9 protein-coding genes, 11 tRNA genes and 3 rRNA genes are annotated in these 16,047 nt (G+C 47.2%); 22 read left to right on the forward strand and 1 reads right to left on the reverse strand.

The features are described from left to right. The 22 genes from RKD52_RS20670 to RKD52_RS20775 form a co-directional block, all read left to right on the forward strand. A 16S ribosomal RNA gene (locus tag RKD52_RS20670) occupies positions 1-1,417 on the forward strand; the annotation flags it as partial. Between the two features lie 203 nt (positions 1,418-1,620). After that, positions 1,621-4,551 (forward strand): 23S ribosomal RNA (locus RKD52_RS20675). A gap of 127 nt (positions 4,552-4,678) precedes the next feature. Beyond that, a 5S ribosomal RNA gene (rrf, locus tag RKD52_RS20680) occupies positions 4,679-4,794 on the forward strand. A gap of 28 nt (positions 4,795-4,822) precedes the next feature. Then, positions 4,823-4,897: transfer RNA gene (locus RKD52_RS20685), tRNA-Asn, on the forward strand. A 1-nt stretch (position 4,898) separates the two neighbouring features. Next, positions 4,899-4,971 (forward strand) — tRNA-Thr (locus tag RKD52_RS20690). 18 nt (positions 4,972-4,989) lie between these two features. Then, a tRNA-Glu gene (locus tag RKD52_RS20695) sits at positions 4,990-5,064 on the forward strand. A 39-nt stretch (positions 5,065-5,103) separates the two neighbouring features. Next, positions 5,104-5,179, forward strand: a tRNA-Val gene (locus RKD52_RS20700). A 26-nt stretch (positions 5,180-5,205) separates the two neighbouring features. Further along, positions 5,206-5,281: transfer RNA gene (locus RKD52_RS20705), tRNA-Thr, on the forward strand. A gap of 9 nt (positions 5,282-5,290) precedes the next feature. Then, positions 5,291-5,375, forward strand: a tRNA-Tyr gene (locus tag RKD52_RS20710). 114 nt (positions 5,376-5,489) lie between these two features. Beyond that, positions 5,490-5,564 (forward strand) — tRNA-Gln (locus tag RKD52_RS20715). Positions 5,565-5,613: 49 nt separating this feature from the next. Continuing rightward, a tRNA-Lys gene (locus tag RKD52_RS20720) sits at positions 5,614-5,689 on the forward strand. Positions 5,690-5,703: 14 nt separating this feature from the next. After that, positions 5,704-5,784, forward strand: a tRNA-Leu gene (locus RKD52_RS20725). 7 nt (positions 5,785-5,791) lie between these two features. Beyond that, positions 5,792-5,866 (forward strand) — tRNA-Gly (locus RKD52_RS20730). 5 nt (positions 5,867-5,871) lie between these two features. Next, positions 5,872-5,944, forward strand: a tRNA-Ala gene (locus RKD52_RS20735). Positions 5,945-6,156: 212 nt separating this feature from the next. After that, positions 6,157-7,056, forward strand: coding sequence for an arginase (gene rocF / locus RKD52_RS20740; RefSeq protein WP_454101320.1), 900 nt, complete (start codon positions 6,157-6,159; stop codon positions 7,054-7,056). Between the two features lie 211 nt (positions 7,057-7,267). Continuing rightward, complete coding sequence (sigW, locus tag RKD52_RS20745; RefSeq protein ID WP_029286228.1) at positions 7,268-7,831, forward strand: RNA polymerase sigma factor SigW; 564 nt, start codon at positions 7,268-7,270, stop codon at positions 7,829-7,831. 34 nt (positions 7,832-7,865) lie between these two features. Then, complete coding sequence (gene rsiW, locus RKD52_RS20750) at positions 7,866-8,459, forward strand: anti-sigma-W factor RsiW (RefSeq protein WP_454101369.1); 594 nt, start codon at positions 7,866-7,868, stop codon at positions 8,457-8,459. A 172-nt stretch (positions 8,460-8,631) separates the two neighbouring features. Beyond that, a complete protein-coding gene (gene cdaA / locus RKD52_RS20755) occupies positions 8,632-9,453 on the forward strand; it encodes a diadenylate cyclase CdaA (RefSeq protein WP_369735966.1) in 822 nt (273 codons plus the stop codon). Further along, entirely contained in the window at positions 9,446-10,714 is a 1,269-nt protein-coding gene (locus RKD52_RS20760; protein WP_454101321.1) for a CdaR family protein, read from the forward strand. The genes cdaA and RKD52_RS20760 overlap by 8 nt, the downstream gene beginning before the upstream one ends. Positions 10,715-10,746: 32 nt before the next feature. Next, positions 10,747-12,093: a phosphoglucosamine mutase gene (glmM, locus tag RKD52_RS20765; RefSeq protein WP_454101322.1), complete on the forward strand. Its 1,347-nt coding sequence runs from the start codon at positions 10,747-10,749 to the stop codon at positions 12,091-12,093. 542 nt (positions 12,094-12,635) lie between these two features. Next, a complete protein-coding gene (gene glmS, locus RKD52_RS20770; RefSeq protein WP_369735963.1) occupies positions 12,636-14,438 on the forward strand; it encodes a glutamine--fructose-6-phosphate transaminase (isomerizing) in 1,803 nt (600 codons plus the stop codon). Between the two features lie 114 nt (positions 14,439-14,552). After that, the gene (locus RKD52_RS20775; protein ID WP_454101323.1) at positions 14,553-14,972 is read left to right on the forward strand and encodes a hypothetical protein; all 420 of its coding nucleotides are present in this window, start codon (positions 14,553-14,555) and stop codon (positions 14,970-14,972) included. 75 nt (positions 14,973-15,047) lie between these two features. Here the strand turns inward: RKD52_RS20775 and guaC are convergent, their stop codons facing one another. After that, positions 15,048-16,031, reverse strand: coding sequence for a GMP reductase (guaC, locus tag RKD52_RS20780; protein ID WP_454101324.1), 984 nt, complete (start codon positions 16,029-16,031; stop codon positions 15,048-15,050). Positions 16,032-16,047 lie beyond the last annotated feature (16 nt).

Consider the following 16,047-nt stretch of genomic DNA (forward strand, 5'->3'; position numbering starts at 1 on the left):
TGTAAGACTGGGATAACTCCGGGAAACCGGAGCTAATACCGGATACTATGTCAAACCGCATGGTTTGACATTCAAAGACGGTTTCGGCTGTCACTTACAGATGGGCCCGCGGCGCATTAGCTAGTTGGTGAGGTAACGGCTCACCAAGGCAACGATGCGTAGCCGACCTGAGAGGGTGATCGGCCACACTGGGACTGAGACACGGCCCAGACTCCTACGGGAGGCAGCAGTAGGGAATCTTCCGCAATGGACGAAAGTCTGACGGAGCAACGCCGCGTGAGTGATGAAGGTTTTCGGATCGTAAAACTCTGTTGTCAGGGAAGAACAAGTGCCGGAGTAACTGCCGGTGCCTTGACGGTACCTGACCAGAAAGCCACGGCTAACTACGTGCCAGCAGCCGCGGTAATACGTAGGTGGCAAGCGTTGTCCGGAATTATTGGGCGTAAAGCGCGCGCAGGCGGTTTCTTAAGTCTGATGTGAAAGCCCCCGGCTCAACCGGGGAGGGTCATTGGAAACTGGGAAACTTGAGTGCAGAAGAGGAGAGTGGAATTCCACGTGTAGCGGTGAAATGCGTAGAGATGTGGAGGAACACCAGTGGCGAAGGCGACTCTCTGGTCTGTAACTGACGCTGAGGCGCGAAAGCGTGGGGAGCGAACAGGATTAGATACCCTGGTAGTCCACGCCGTAAACGATGAGTGCTAAGTGTTAGAGGGTTTCCGCCCTTTAGTGCTGCAGCTAACGCATTAAGCACTCCGCCTGGGGAGTACGGTCGCAAGACTGAAACTCAAAGGAATTGACGGGGGCCCGCACAAGCGGTGGAGCATGTGGTTTAATTCGAAGCAACGCGAAGAACCTTACCAGGTCTTGACATCCTTTGCCACTTCTAGAGATAGAAGGTTCCCCTTCGGGGGACAAAGTGACAGGTGGTGCATGGTTGTCGTCAGCTCGTGTCGTGAGATGTTGGGTTAAGTCCCGCAACGAGCGCAACCCTTGATCTTAGTTGCCAGCATTCAGTTGGGCACTCTAAGGTGACTGCCGGTGACAAACCGGAGGAAGGTGGGGATGACGTCAAATCATCATGCCCCTTATGACCTGGGCTACACACGTGCTACAATGGATGGTACAAAGGGCTGCGAGACCGCGAGGTTTAGCCAATCCCATAAAACCATTCTCAGTTCGGATTGCAGGCTGCAACTCGCCTGCATGAAGCTGGAATCGCTAGTAATCGCGGATCAGCATGCCGCGGTGAATACGTTCCCGGGCCTTGTACACACCGCCCGTCACACCACGAGAGTTTGCAACACCCGAAGTCGGTGGGGTAACCGCAAGGAGCCAGCCGCCTAAGGTGGGGTAGATGATTGGGGTGAAGTCGTAACAAGGTAGCCGTATCGGAAGGTGCGGCTGGATCACCTCCTTTCTAAGGATATGAGGTCGCTTTTGGTTTTTGTTTAGTTTTGAGAGATCATTCTCTCTATATGAAAGAAGGCAAATCATTATGATCTGCCGGTTGTTCTTTGAAAACTGGATAACGTAATTGATAACAAGTAATTCACTGAGATTTACGCTTACCATAGTGATTTTCTTAGACTTTACAGTCTAAACAAACGATTGACCAATTTTGGTTAAGTTATGAAGGGCGCACGGTGGATGCCTTGGCACTAGGAGCCGATGAAGGACGGGACTAACACCGATATGCTTTGGGGAGCTGTAAGTAAGCTTTGATCCAGAGATTTCCGAATGGGGAAACCCACTGTTCGTAATGGAACAGTATCTTTACCTGAATACATAGGGTACTGAAGGCAGACCCGGGGAACTGAAACATCTAAGTACCCGGAGGAAGAGAAAGCAAATGCGATTTCCCAAGTAGCGGCGAGCGAAACGGAATCAGCCCAAACCAAGAGGCTTGCCTCTTGGGGTTGTAGGACACTCTATACGGAGTTACAAAGGAACGGGGTAGATGAAGCGGCCTGGAAAGGCCTGTCATAGAAGGTAAAAACCCTGTAGTCGAAACTTCGTTCCCTCCAGAGTGGATCCTGAGTACGGCGGGACACGTGAAATCCCGTCGGAATCCGGGAGGACCATCTCCCAAGGCTAAATACTACCTAGTGACCGATAGTGAACCAGTACCGTGAGGGAAAGGTGAAAAGCACCCCGGAAGGGGAGTGAAAAGATCCTGAAACCGTGTGCTTACAAGTAGTCAGAGCCCATTAACGGGTGATGGCGTGCCTTTTGTAGAATGAACCGGCGAGTTACGATCCCGTGCAAGGTTAAGTTGATGAGACGGAGCCGCAGCGAAAGCGAGTCTGAATAGGGCGAATTAGTACGTGGTCGTAGACCCGAAACCAGGTGATCTACCCATGTCCAGGGTGAAGTTCAGGTAACACTGAATGGAGGCCCGAACCCACGCACGTTGAAAAGTGCGGGGATGAGGTGTGGGTAGCGGAGAAATTCCAATCGAACTTGGAGATAGCTGGTTCTCTCCGAAATAGCTTTAGGGCTAGCCTCGAGTATGAGAGTCTTGGAGGTAGAGCACTGATTGGACTAGGGGCCCTCATCGGGTTACCGAATTCAGTCAAACTCCGAATGCCAAAGACTTGCTCCTCGGGAGTCAGACTGCGAGTGATAAGATCCGTAGTCAAGAGGGAAACAGCCCAGACCGCCAGCTAAGGTCCCAAAGTATACGTTAAGTGGAAAAGGATGTGGAGTTGCTTAGACAACCAGGATGTTGGCTTAGAAGCAGCCACCATTTAAAGAGTGCGTAATAGCTCACTGGTCGAGTGACTCTGCGCCGAAAATGTACCGGGGCTAAACGTATCACCGAAGCTGCGGACTGTTCTTACGAACAGTGGTAGGAGAGCGTTCTAAGGGCGTCGAAGCCAGACCGGAAGGACTGGTGGAGCGCTTAGAAGTGAGAATGCCGGTATGAGTAGCGAAAGAGGGGTGAGAATCCCCTCCACCGAATGCCTAAGGTTTCCTGAGGAAGGCTCGTCCGCTCAGGGTTAGTCGGGACCTAAGCCGAGGCCGAAAGGCGTAGGCGATGGACAACAGGTTGATATTCCTGTACCACCTCCTCACCATTTGAGCAATGGGGGGACGCAGGAGGATAGGGCAAGCGCGCTGTTGGATATGCGCGTCCAAGCAGTTAGGCCGGGAAGTAGGCAAATCCGCTTCCCATATAAGGCTGAGCTGTGATGGCGAGGGAAATTTAGTACCGAAGTTCCTGATTCCACACTGCCAAGAAAAGCCTCTAGCGAGGTGAGAGGTGCCCGTACCGCAAACCGACACAGGTAGGCGAGGAGAGAATCCTAAGGTGAGCGAGAGAACTCTCGTTAAGGAACTCGGCAAAATGACCCCGTAACTTCGGGAGAAGGGGTGCTTTTTAGGGTGAATAGCCCTGAAAAGCCGCAGTGAATAGGCCCAGGCGACTGTTTAGCAAAAACACAGGTCTCTGCGAAGCCGCAAGGCGAAGTATAGGGGCTGACGCCTGCCCGGTGCTGGAAGGTTAAGGGGAGAGGTTAGCGCAAGCGAAGCTTTGAACCGAAGCCCCAGTAAACGGCGGCCGTAACTATAACGGTCCTAAGGTAGCGAAATTCCTTGTCGGGTAAGTTCCGACCCGCACGAAAGGCGTAACGATCTGGGCACTGTCTCAACGAGAGACTCGGTGAAATTATAGTACCTGTGAAGATGCAGGTTACCCGCGACAGGACGGAAAGACCCCGTGGAGCTTTACTGCAGCCTGATATTGAATTTTGGTACAGCTTGTACAGGATAGGTAGGAGCCTTGGAAACCGGAGCGCCAGCTTCGGTGGAGGCATTGGTGGGATACTACCCTTGCTGTATTGAAATTCTAACCCGCAGCCCTTACCGGGCTGGGAGACAGTGTCAGGCGGGCAGTTTGACTGGGGCGGTCGCCTCCTAAAATGTAACGGAGGCGCCCAAAGGTTCCCTCAGAATGGTTGGAAATCATTCGCAGAGTGTAAAGGCACAAGGGAGCTTGACTGCGAGACCTACAAGTCGAGCAGGGACGAAAGTCGGGCTTAGTGATCCGGTGGTTCCGCATGGAAGGGCCATCGCTCAACGGATAAAAGCTACCCCGGGGATAACAGGCTTATCTCCCCCAAGAGTCCACATCGACGGGGAGGTTTGGCACCTCGATGTCGGCTCATCGCATCCTGGGGCTGTAGTCGGTCCCAAGGGTTGGGCTGTTCGCCCATTAAAGCGGTACGCGAGCTGGGTTCAGAACGTCGTGAGACAGTTCGGTCCCTATCCGTCGTGGGCGCAGGAAATTTGAGAGGAGCTGTCCTTAGTACGAGAGGACCGGGATGGACGCACCGCTGGTGTACCAGTTGTCTTGCCAAAGGCATCGCTGGGTAGCTATGTGCGGAAGGGATAAGTGCTGAAAGCATCTAAGCATGAAGCCCCCCTCAAGATGAGATTTCCCATCACATTTGTGAGTAAGAACCCTGAAAGATGATCAGGTTGATAGGTCTGAGGTGGAAGCGCGGTGACGTGTGGAGCTGACAGATACTAATCGTTCGAGGACTTAACCATAGTCTAACTAAGCGTAAGTTGCACGTGAATCTTGTTATCAAACGTTATTCAGTTTTGAAAGAATAACTTCTTTCAAAAAAAGCTTGAAATCTTCGGATTTCATAGTATAATAATTTTTGTCACTATGTCTGGTGATGATGGCAAAGAGGTCACACCCGTTCCCATGCCGAACACGGAAGTTAAGCTCTTTAGCGCCGATGGTAGTTGGGGGTTTCCCCCTGTGAGAGTAGGACGTTGCCAGGCTTGTGAACAAATCATACTATTATATTATTCCGCAGTAGCTCAGTGGTAGAGCTATCGGCTGTTAACCGATCGGTCGTAGGTTCGAGTCCTACCTGCGGAGCCATGCTTCCATAGCTCAGTCGGTAGAGCACTTCCATGGTAAGGAAGAGGTCATCGGTTCAAGCCCGGTTGGGAGCTTACACTACAATTTCAACTGGCCCGTTGGTCAAGCGGTTAAGACACCGCCCTTTCACGGCGGTAACACGGGTTCGAATCCCGTACGGGTCACCATTGTTTTTTTATGTGAAATACTAAACATTCTTTTCTTCTGGAGGATTAGCTCAGCTGGGAGAGCATCTGCCTTACAAGCAGAGGGTCGGCGGTTCGAGCCCGTCATCCTCCACCATAAGAATTTAATACCTTTACTTTAATGCCGGTGTAGCTCAATTGGTAGAGCAACTGACTTGTAATCAGTAGGTTGGGGGTTCAAGTCCTCTCGCCGGCACCACTGAAATGTGGAGGGGTAGCGAAGTGGCTAAACGCGGCGGACTGTAAATCCGCTCCCTCCGGGTTCGGCGGTTCGAATCCGTCCCCCTCCACCATTTTATTTAAACAAGCGGAAAGTGAATAGAATGTGTCTGGACTGTAAATAATAAGGTTAGTTTACATAAACCTTTTTACGGTCAATTCCAATTTTAAAAAATACATACTTTCATTGGGCTATAGCCAAGCGGTAAGGCAACGGACTTTGACTCCGTCATGCGCTGGTTCGAATCCAGCTAGCCCAGCCATTTTTTTGAACTGTGTGTCTGCGCAGGATTAAAAGAGTGTTTTCATATTGTGCCATTAGCTCAGTCGGTAGAGCATCTGACTTTTAATCAGAGGGTCGAAGGTTCGAGTCCTTCATGGCACACCATTTTTCCTTAATATGCGGGTGTGGCGGAATTGGCAGACGCGCTAGACTTAGGATCTAGTGTCTTTGACGTGGGGGTTCGAGTCCCTTCACCCGCATGATGTTGCGGAAGTAGTTCAGTGGTAGAACACCACCTTGCCAAGGTGGGGGTCGCGGGTTCGAATCCCGTCTTCCGCTCCATATTCGGGGCCTTAGCTCAGCTGGGAGAGCGCCTGCCTTGCACGCAGGAGGTCAGCGGTTCGATCCCGCTAGGCTCCATCTTTAAACCTAAGACTATATAGTCTTAGGTTTTTTTGTTTTCCAGAAATGCTGATTGAAGGATAGAGTGCTGCAAACTGGACAGATGCGTTTATGGGCATTCTTTTTAACAGAAAACTCTGTATATATATACACGATTTTGTCGAGTTGAGTCATCTCCCCTTTTGAACGTACAATAGAGGCACAGGCTTCTACTAAGGGGGATGATTGTAATGAAAGAAAGAATATCAATTATTGGAGTACCAATGGATCTTGGACAAATGCGCCGCGGTGTCGATATGGGTCCAAGTGCGATTCGATATGCCGGTGTTGTTGAGAGATTGGAAGGGCTCAGCTATGAGATTGAAGATAAAGGCGATATTGAGATTGGACGTGCGAACAGAGAAGAAGAAGCAGCCAATAATCTAAGAAATTTGAAAGCGGTGTCAGAAGCCAGTGTGAAGCTTTCAGAACAGGTGGATGAAGCAATCAAATCGGGTGCCTTTCCTCTTGTTTTCGGCGGAGACCACAGCATTGCGATCGGAACGCTTGCAGGGGTTTCGAAGCACTATGAGAATCTCGGAGTCATCTGGTACGATGCCCATGGCGATTTAAATACCGGAGAAACGTCACCATCAGGCAATATTCATGGGATGCCTCTTGCTGTCAGCATCGGAATCGGAGATGAGACACTTACGAGAATTGGAGGCTATACTCCTAAAGTGAAGCCCGAGAACATTGTAATCATTGGTGCGAGATCTCTTGATCAGGGTGAAAAAGAGCTGATTAAGGAAAAAGGGATTAAAGTATATACCATGCATGAAATTGACCGTCTGGGCATGACAAAGGTGATGGAGGAAACCATCGAGTATTTGAAGGAGCGTACAGATGGAGTTCATCTTTCATTGGACCTTGACGGGCTTGACCCTCATGATGCACCGGGTGTCGGAACACCTGTTATTGGCGGCATCAGCTACAGGGAAAGTCATCTTGCTATGGAAATGCTTGCAGAATCAGAGATTATCACCTCAGCAGAGTTTGTTGAAGTAAATCCGATTCTGGATGAAAAAAATAAAACCGCAACAGTAGCTGTTGCTTTAATGGGCTCTTTATTCGGAGAAAAGCTCAAATAATAATGGGGACAAAAGGCATAGCCGATTGAGGCTATGCCTTTCCATTTTCGTGGGAATCTTTTAAGATAGATTTAAGATAAACCTCCTCAAAAGCCATCTACAGGACACCTAAAATTTGTTAAACTATTTTTATGTGAAAAAAAATGAAACCTTTTATTCGGCTTATACGTAATAAGGGGAATCCGCGATTTGTGCGGAGGTAAGGGGTATCATGGAGACGATCGTAAAAAACAGGATTAAACAAGTGAAAAAAGGCGACCAGAATGCATTTGCCGAAATAGTAGATCTGTATAAGGACAAGATTTATCAGCTTTGCTACCGCATGCTTGGGAATTCTCATGAGGCTGAGGATATTGCTCAGGAAGCGTTTATACGGGCATACGTCAATATTCACAGCTACGATATGGATAAAAAGTTTTCAACATGGCTATACCGCATAGCAACCAACCTGACAATTGACCGGATCAGAAAGAAAAAACCCGATTACTATCTGGATGCAGAGGTGGCCGGAACAGAAGGTCTCACCATGTATTCCCAGGTTGCAGCAGATGTTGCGCTGCCTGAGGATCAGGTTGCGACAATGGAACTTCAGCAAATGATTCAGAAAGAAATTTTAAAGCTCCCTGATAAATATCGGTCGGTCATCGTATTAAAGTATATAGATGAGCTTTCTTTAATTGAAATCAGTGAAATTCTCAATATGCCGATCGGGACGGTGAAAACGAGAATTCACAGAGGACGGGAAGCTCTCAGGAAGCAATTAAGGCATTTATAAGTTGAGGTGATGTTAAGTGAAATGTTCAGAGGAAATGATTGAGCGGATTCATCAGTATCTCGATCATGATATAAAGCAAGCGGACGAAAGGATCCTCAGAGAACATCTTCAGTCATGCTCAGAGTGTGCGCAGCACCTGCATGAACTGGAGAAATCCATCGCCCTGGTGCAAAGCACCTCGCATATTGAAGCTCCGCTAAATTTCACGCAGGCCGTTATGAACAGCCTTCCTGAAGAAAAGAAGCGCGTAGGTGTCGGCAGGTGGCTTAAAGGTCATCCGATGCTTGCGGCCGCCTCTCTGTTTGTGCTGCTGATGACAGGAAGCCTGTTTTCTTCCTGGTCGGGAGATTCAGACTTCAGTGTATCCAAACAGCCGAATCTGGTTGTTGAAAATAATACGGTTACCGTCCCAGAAGGCGAAACGGTTCAGGGTGATGTAACCGTTAAAGGCGGAACGCTGAAGATTGAGGGGAAAGTAGAGGGAGATGTCACCGTCATAAACGGTGAGAAATATATGGCTTCAGCCGGGAAGGTCACAGGCAAAGTCGAAGAAATCAATGAAGCATTTGAATGGATCTGGTACCAGATGAAATCTCTTGCAAAAGAGGTCGTCGATATTTTTCAGTAATGGGCCCTGGCGGCCTTTTTTTATTGTCTGAAAGGGTGCCGTGACAAATGGACTCAAAAGCGCAGGCTGTCCGTCCTTAAATGACTACAATACGGTTTAATTGCAGATTATATGATATAATATCGTAGTTATAGTCCTGTGCAAATGACTAAAACTGATGGAGGAAGAGAATATGGCACTTGAGGATTTTCCATTCTTGCACTACCTCGGCATCGCCGTTGATATTCTCCTGGTTTGGTTCGTTATATATAAGTTGATTATGGTGATACGGGGCACGAAGGCCGTTCAGCTTTTAAAAGGCATTATCGTGATCATCCTCGTTCGGACACTCAGCCAGTATTTAGGGCTGCAAACATTGCAATGGCTCATGGACCAAGCGTTAACGTGGGGTTTTCTTGCGATTATTATTATTTTCCAGCCTGAGCTGCGGAGAGCACTGGAGCAGCTGGGACGGGGAAAACTTTTCTCAAGAAGCGGGGCCCCAGAGGAGGAAGAACAGCAGAAAATTATTGATGCCATCCTGAAAGCAACGGATTACATGGCAAAACGCCGCATCGGCGCACTCGTAACAATTGAAAAAGAAACAGGGATGAGCGATTACATAGAAACGGGCATACCGCTTCACTCAGCTTTATCTTCTGAGCTTTTAATCAATATCTTTATCCCGAACACTCCGCTTCATGACGGAGCTGTCATTCTTCAGAAAAACCAGATTGCAGCAGCAGCCTGCTACCTGCCTCTTTCGGAAAGTCCGTTTATTTCAAAAGAGCTTGGGACGAGGCACCGCGCAGCAGTCGGCATCAGTGAAGTAACAGACAGTATTACAATTGTCGTATCGGAGGAGACCGGAAGTATTTCGGTAACGAGAAACGGCGAGCTTCACAGAAATTTGACGGTTGAATCTTTGAGTGAGATACTCGTTTCGGAATTTGGCAAACAGGCGAAAGCCGCTTCTTCAAACCTGTGGCAGTGGAGGGGGAAGAAGAATGGATAAGATGATAAACAATCATTGGGTCATGAGAATTATCGCGCTGCTTATGGCGCTTATGCTCTATATATCTGTCAACATCGAATCTCCTGCACCAAAGAAGCAGACGACAGGACCTGTTACATCTGTCTTCCCTTCTGCACCTTCACAATCATCTAAAGGGACAGAGACCATTCAGGATGTGGAAGTAAAGACGTATCAGGATCAGGACAATGTAGTGATAACAGGTGTGCCGGAGACAGTCGATGTCACATTAAGCGGACCAACCAATTCACTTTTAAAAGCAAAGCAGCTGAAGGACTTTGAAATATATGCCGAGCTGTCCGACCTTTCAATCGGCTCACACAGAATTGAGCTGAAGCATAAAAATATAGCGGATAACCTGGAAGTGAATTTAAATCCTTCGGTCATTACGGTGAATGTAGAAGAAAAAGTAACGCGTGATTTCCCGGTTGAAGTGGATTTTATTAATAAAAACCAGATAGAAGCCGGATATACGGCGCAGGAGCCGATTGTGAAGCCAAGTGTTGTCAGGGTAACAGGATCCAAAACCCTTATTGACAGCATTGCGCTGATCAAAACAAGAGTGAACCTGCAAAATGCGAATGAAACACTGGACCAGGAATCAAAAGTGACGGTGTACGACGAAGACGGCAATATTCTGGCTGTTGAAGCCTATCCGTCCGTTGTAGACGTAACGGTGCCGATTACAAGCCCGAGCAAAAAGCTGCCTTTAAACATAAAAAATGAGGGCGAGCTTGGAGAAGGACTCAGCATAGCGAGCATTGAGGCTGTACCTAATGAAGTGACCGTCTATGGTCCGCAGGATGTTCTGAATCCTCTTGAGTTTATTGACGGGGTGACAGTGGACCTGAGCAAGATCAAAGATGACACCGTACTGGATGTTGATATTCCCGTTCCTGACGGTGCGACAAAAGTAAGCCCGGAAAAAATACAAATTAAAGTTGACGTTGATAAGGAAGAAGAGCGCGTATTTGAGAATCTGCCTGTCCGCATCAGAGGGCTTGGTGAAGGGAAAATCCTTCAGTTTACAGACCCTGACTCAAGGGAGCTTGATCTGAGTGTAACAGCAGCGCCGAACGTCCTTGAGAAGATGAATCCTTCCGACCTTGAGCTTTTCATCAATGTGAATGACCTGTCGGACGGTGAACACGACGTGAAAGTTGAAGTGAACGGACCTCAGGACATTAAGTGGAGTCTGCCTGAAGAGCAAGTGAACGTAAAGATTTCTTCAAAGCAATCATGATGATTGAAACAGTCAAAAGGAGCGATACTAGAATGGGAAAGTATTTTGGAACTGATGGTGTAAGAGGCGTTGCAAACAGTGAGCTGACACCTGAACTGGCATTTAAAATCGGACGCTTTGGAGGATATGTTCTTACGAAAGATTCAACACGTCCAAAAGTGCTGATTGGTAGAGATACACGCATTTCGGGACACATGCTTGAAGGTGCCCTTGTAGCGGGACTACTTTCAATCGGAGCAGAAGTTATGCGTTTAGGAGTCATTTCAACTCCAGGCGTTTCATATTTGACGAAAGCACTTGGAGCCCAGGCTGGCGTGATGATTTCAGCATCCCACAATCCTGTTCAGGATAACGGCATTAAATTCTTTGGGCCAGACGGATTTAAATTGTCAGATGATCAGGAGTTTGAAATCGAAGGACTGATGGATCAGGCAGAAGATACACTTCCAAGACCTGTAGGATCTGATTTGGGACAGGTAAACGACTATTTTGAAGGCGGCCAGAAATATCTGCAGTTCCTGAAGCAGACAGTTGATGAGGACTTTACAGGTCTTCACGTTGCGCTTGACTGTGCACACGGAGCGACTTCATCCCTTGCAACGCACCTTTTTGCAGACCTTGATGCAGATGTTTCCACAATGGGAACAACGCCGAACGGCCTTAATATCAATGACGGTGTAGGATCTACTCACCCTGAAGCACTTGCAGCCTTCCTGAAAGAAAAAGGAGCGGATGTAGGACTTGCATTCGACGGAGACGGCGACCGCCTGATTGCCGTTGATGAAAAAGGGGATATCGTCGATGGTGATCAAATCATGTTCATCTGTGCAAAGTTCCTTAACGAGCATGGCAGATTGAAAAAAGAAACGGTTGTATCAACGATTATGAGTAACCTTGGTTTCTACAAAGCAGTTGAAGCGAATAACATGAAGAGCGTTCAAACAGCTGTCGGTGACCGCTACGTTGTAGAAGAAATGAAAAAAGGCGATTATAACTTGGGCGGAGAGCAGTCAGGGCATATCATTTTCCTTGACCACAATACAACCGGCGACGGCCTTCTTACAGCCATTCAGCTTGTAAATATCATGAAAGTAACAGGGAAATCTCTATCTGAGCTTGCTTCAGAAATGGCGAAATTCCCGCAACTTCTGATTAATGTGAAAGTGACTGATAAGCATAAAGTTACAGACAACATGAAAGTAAAGCAGGTCATTGCTGAAGTGGAACAGGAAATGAACGGAGACGGCCGCATCCTGGTGCGTCCATCCGGAACTGAGCCGCTTGTGCGTGTTATGGCTGAAGCGCCGACTGCAGAGCTATGCGAGCAATATGTGTCACGCATCGTAGCTGTAGTAAAAGCTGAAATGGGAACTGAATAAGCTTATAAATCGAAAGACCTGCCGGTACTGGCAGGTCTTTTTTAACTATAATTCACAGACATAAATCATTCATTTGCTGCCCCATACTAAACATACCTCATTGTCTCCTCCCGACAGGTTTGAAAAACCGGATGAACAGGGTATGAAAGCGGGGGAACAATCTTTTTCGTAATTCATATACTAAAGGGTGCATCTTTCTGAATCACAAAACGAATTGACGATTTGATTGTCGTATAGTAAGATTACTTTTGTGTTTTGATTTTAGACAGAGAAAGGAGCATAGTTAGTACGTTTTACGAAAAGCGCCTGAACTAAGCAGAACGGAAAAAGCTTAGTTGACGAGGATGGAGGATTATCGAAAGTTCGGCGGATGCCTCCCGGTTGACGATTACAGCCGCAAGCTCTCTCCTGAAAACAAAGAGGCAACTTTTTGCACAAAGGGAAGAACGTAATCACCTAAAAATATAGACATGTGTGAGGGGACAGATTAACAGGTCCCCGAGACTTGGCCTGTCCCCCGCCTAATGGGAGGATACTTTAGTATGTGCGGAATCGTTGGTTATATTGGACAAAAGGATACAAAGGAAATTTTGCTTCGCGGTCTTGAAAAGCTTGAGTACCGCGGTTATGATTCAGCTGGTATTGCTGTAATAAATGAAGACGGAGTTCATGTGTTTAAAGAAAAAGGCCGCATCGCCATTCTTCGCGAGGAAGTGGATGCGAATGTTCTTTCTACAGCTGGAATCGGTCACACTCGCTGGGCGACTCATGGCGCCCCTAGCAAACGCAACTCACATCCCCATCAAAGTGCCTCAAGCCGTTTTACGCTTGTACACAATGGTGTAATTGAAAACTATTCAAGCCTTAAACGTGAATATCTTCAGGACGTAGCTCTTGCAAGTGACACAGACACAGAAGTTGTGGTACAGGTTATTGAGAAGTTTGTAAACCAGGGTGCAGATGTTGAAGAAGCGTTCAGCAAAACACTGTCGATCTTAAAAGGCTCTTACGCCATTGCCCTTTTAGATGAGCAAAATCCAGAAACCATTTTTGTTGCAAAAAACAAAAGCCCGCTTCTAGTCGGTCTTGGTGACGGCTTCAATGTTGTTGCATCAGATGCAATGGCAATGCTGCAGGTTACAGACCAATTTGTAGAGCTAATGGATAAAGAAATCGTCCTTGTGAAACGCGAAGCTGTTACGATCAAGAACCTTCAGGGTGAAGTCATTGAGCGTGCTCCATATACAGCTGAGCTTGACGCAAGCGATATCGAAAAAGGAACATACCCTCACTACATGCTTAAAGAAATCGATGAGCAGCCGCTTGTTATGCGGAAGATCATTCAAAAATATCAGGACGACCAAGGCAAGCTTTCGATGGATCCGGCGATTGTTGACGCAGTGGATGCTGCTGACCGCCTTTACATCGTAGCATGCGGAACAAGCTACCATGCCGGTCTTGTCGGTAAACAGTTCATTGAAAAATGGGCGAAGAAACCTGTTGAGGTTCATGTTGCGAGTGAATTCTCTTACAACATGCCGATACTTTCTGAAAAGCCGCTGTTTATCTTTATTTCACAAAGCGGTGAAACAGCAGACAGCCGTGCCGTACTTGTTCAAATTAAAGAGCTTGGCTACCAGGCATTAACAATCACTAACGTACCTGGTTCTACGCTTTCACGTGAAGCAAACCACACGCTTCTGCTTCATGCAGGGCCTGAAATTGCTGTTGCTTCTACAAAAGCATATACTGCGCAATTAGGCGTACTTGCCATCCTTGCAGCAGTTACAGCTGAAGCAAGAGGCATTAACCTAAGCTTTGATATCGTAAAAGAAATGGGTATTGTCGCAAACGCAATGGAAGTCCTCTGCGATCAAAAAGAAGAAATGGAATACATTGCACGCGAATACCTTTCTACAACACGCAACTGCTTCTTCATCGGCCGTTCAGTCGACTACTATGTAGGACTTGAAGGCGCCCTGAAGCTTAAAGAAATCTCTTACATCCAGGCAGAAGGCTTTGCCGGAGGAGAGCTTAAGCACGGAACAATCGCACTTATTGAAAACGGCACGCCGGTTATCGCTCTTGCAACACAGGAGCATGTTAACTTAAGCATCCGCGGAAACGTGAAAGAAGTAGCAGCACGCGGAGCCAACCCATGCATTATCGCCCTTAAAGGCTTAGAAGAAGAAGACGACCGTTTCGTTCTTCCTGCTGTACACGAAGAACTGACGCCGCTTGCTTCTGTTATTCCACTGCAACTGATCTCTTACTACGCAGCTCTTCACAGAGGCTGTGACGTGGATAAACCGCGTAACCTTGCTAAGAGTGTGACGGTTGAGTAAATCATACAGATAAATAAATGAAAACGGAGAAGGTCATTAAGATCTTCTCCGTTTTTTTTCGTTTCTGGAACTTCTGTCACATATTTTCGTCTAAGTGAGTAAGGGGGAGTTGTTATGAGATTACATACGTTTATCTTTATATTGACAATAGGGGTTTTATTTTTTCTAACGGGATGTGTAAATGATCCTGACTATGAATCACAATATATTGAAGTTGAAAAACGGGTAGCCGATGAAAATACTTATAAGGTGCACAAAGAGATTACTAATGTTAAAGACGTTGATGAGGTCACGAAAGTATTGGACGATGCGGAATGGATAACAGCGAAAGCAAGCATGGCGCGTCCTGCTGATTACAGGTTTACCTTTCAATTTACGGATCGCAGGATCGACGCAAAAGCTGTTCTTTACGAGCTTTGGATAAGTCCGGATAAAGGCAGAGTGGAACTCGTCATAGACGCTGAGAGCAAGTATGCTCAATTAAATAAGAAAGATTCCGCTGTGCTGATTGAAATCGTGACGGGAGATGAATAATCAGTAGGAGAAATCTTTCTTTAAATATAGAAAAAAGGAGCGGGGCTTGAATGAAGCCCCTGCTCCTTTTTTCTATTAATAAACCTTATCCCCATTAAAGATCGAATTTTTCACAACGACGTAATCCACCGTGCGGATGGCATCAAGTTTTGTTCCGCCTGCATAGGAGATCGATGACTGAAGGTCCTGCTCCATTTCGGTGAGAGTGTCCTTCAGTGAGCCTTTGTGCTCGACGTACATTTTTTTACCTTCTACATTTTTCTTTTCGCCTTTTTGGAATTCAGAAGCTGATCCGAAGTATTCTTTGAAAAGCTTTCCGTCCATTTCGATGGTTTCGCCAGGAGACTCCTCATGTCCTGCGAACAGGGAACCAATCATGACCATGGATGCTCCAAATCGAACGGACTTTGCAATGTCTCCATGTGTGCGGATGCCGCCGTCTGCGATGATTGGCTTCGTTGCCGCCTTTGCACACCAGCGAAGTGCTGCCAGCTGCCAGCCGCCTGTTCCAAAGCCTGTTTTGATTTTCGTGATGCACACTTTGCCCGGGCCGATTCCGACCTTTGTCGCGTCAGCGCCTGCGTGCTCAAGCTCTCTTACTGCTTCCGGAGTTCCAACGTTGCCTGCTATGACAAAGCTTTCAGGAAGGTGCTTTTTAATATGCTTGATCATTTCAATCACAGCATTTGAGTGGCCGTGGGCAATATCAATCGTAATATAATCAGGCACCAGATTGGCAGCCGCAAGTTCTTCAATAAAGCCGTACTCTTCCTCTTTAACACCGACGCTGATTGAAGCAATCAGGCCGCGTGACTTCATATCCTGGATGAACGCGCTTCTTTTCTCAGGCTGAAAACGGTGCATGATGTAGAAGTAGCCGTTTTCTGCAAGATTTACAGCAATCGTTTCATCAATAATCGTCTGCATATTGGCAGGTACGACAGGAAGTTTGAATGTATGGTTTCCAAGAGCGATGGTTGTGTCACACTCAGAACGGCTGTTCACAACACATTTTGCAGGTATTAATTGAATATCTTCATAATCAAATACATTTTCCATCTAAAATACACCCCTA

Source organism: Metabacillus sp. SLBN-84 (genome assembly GCF_053629595.1).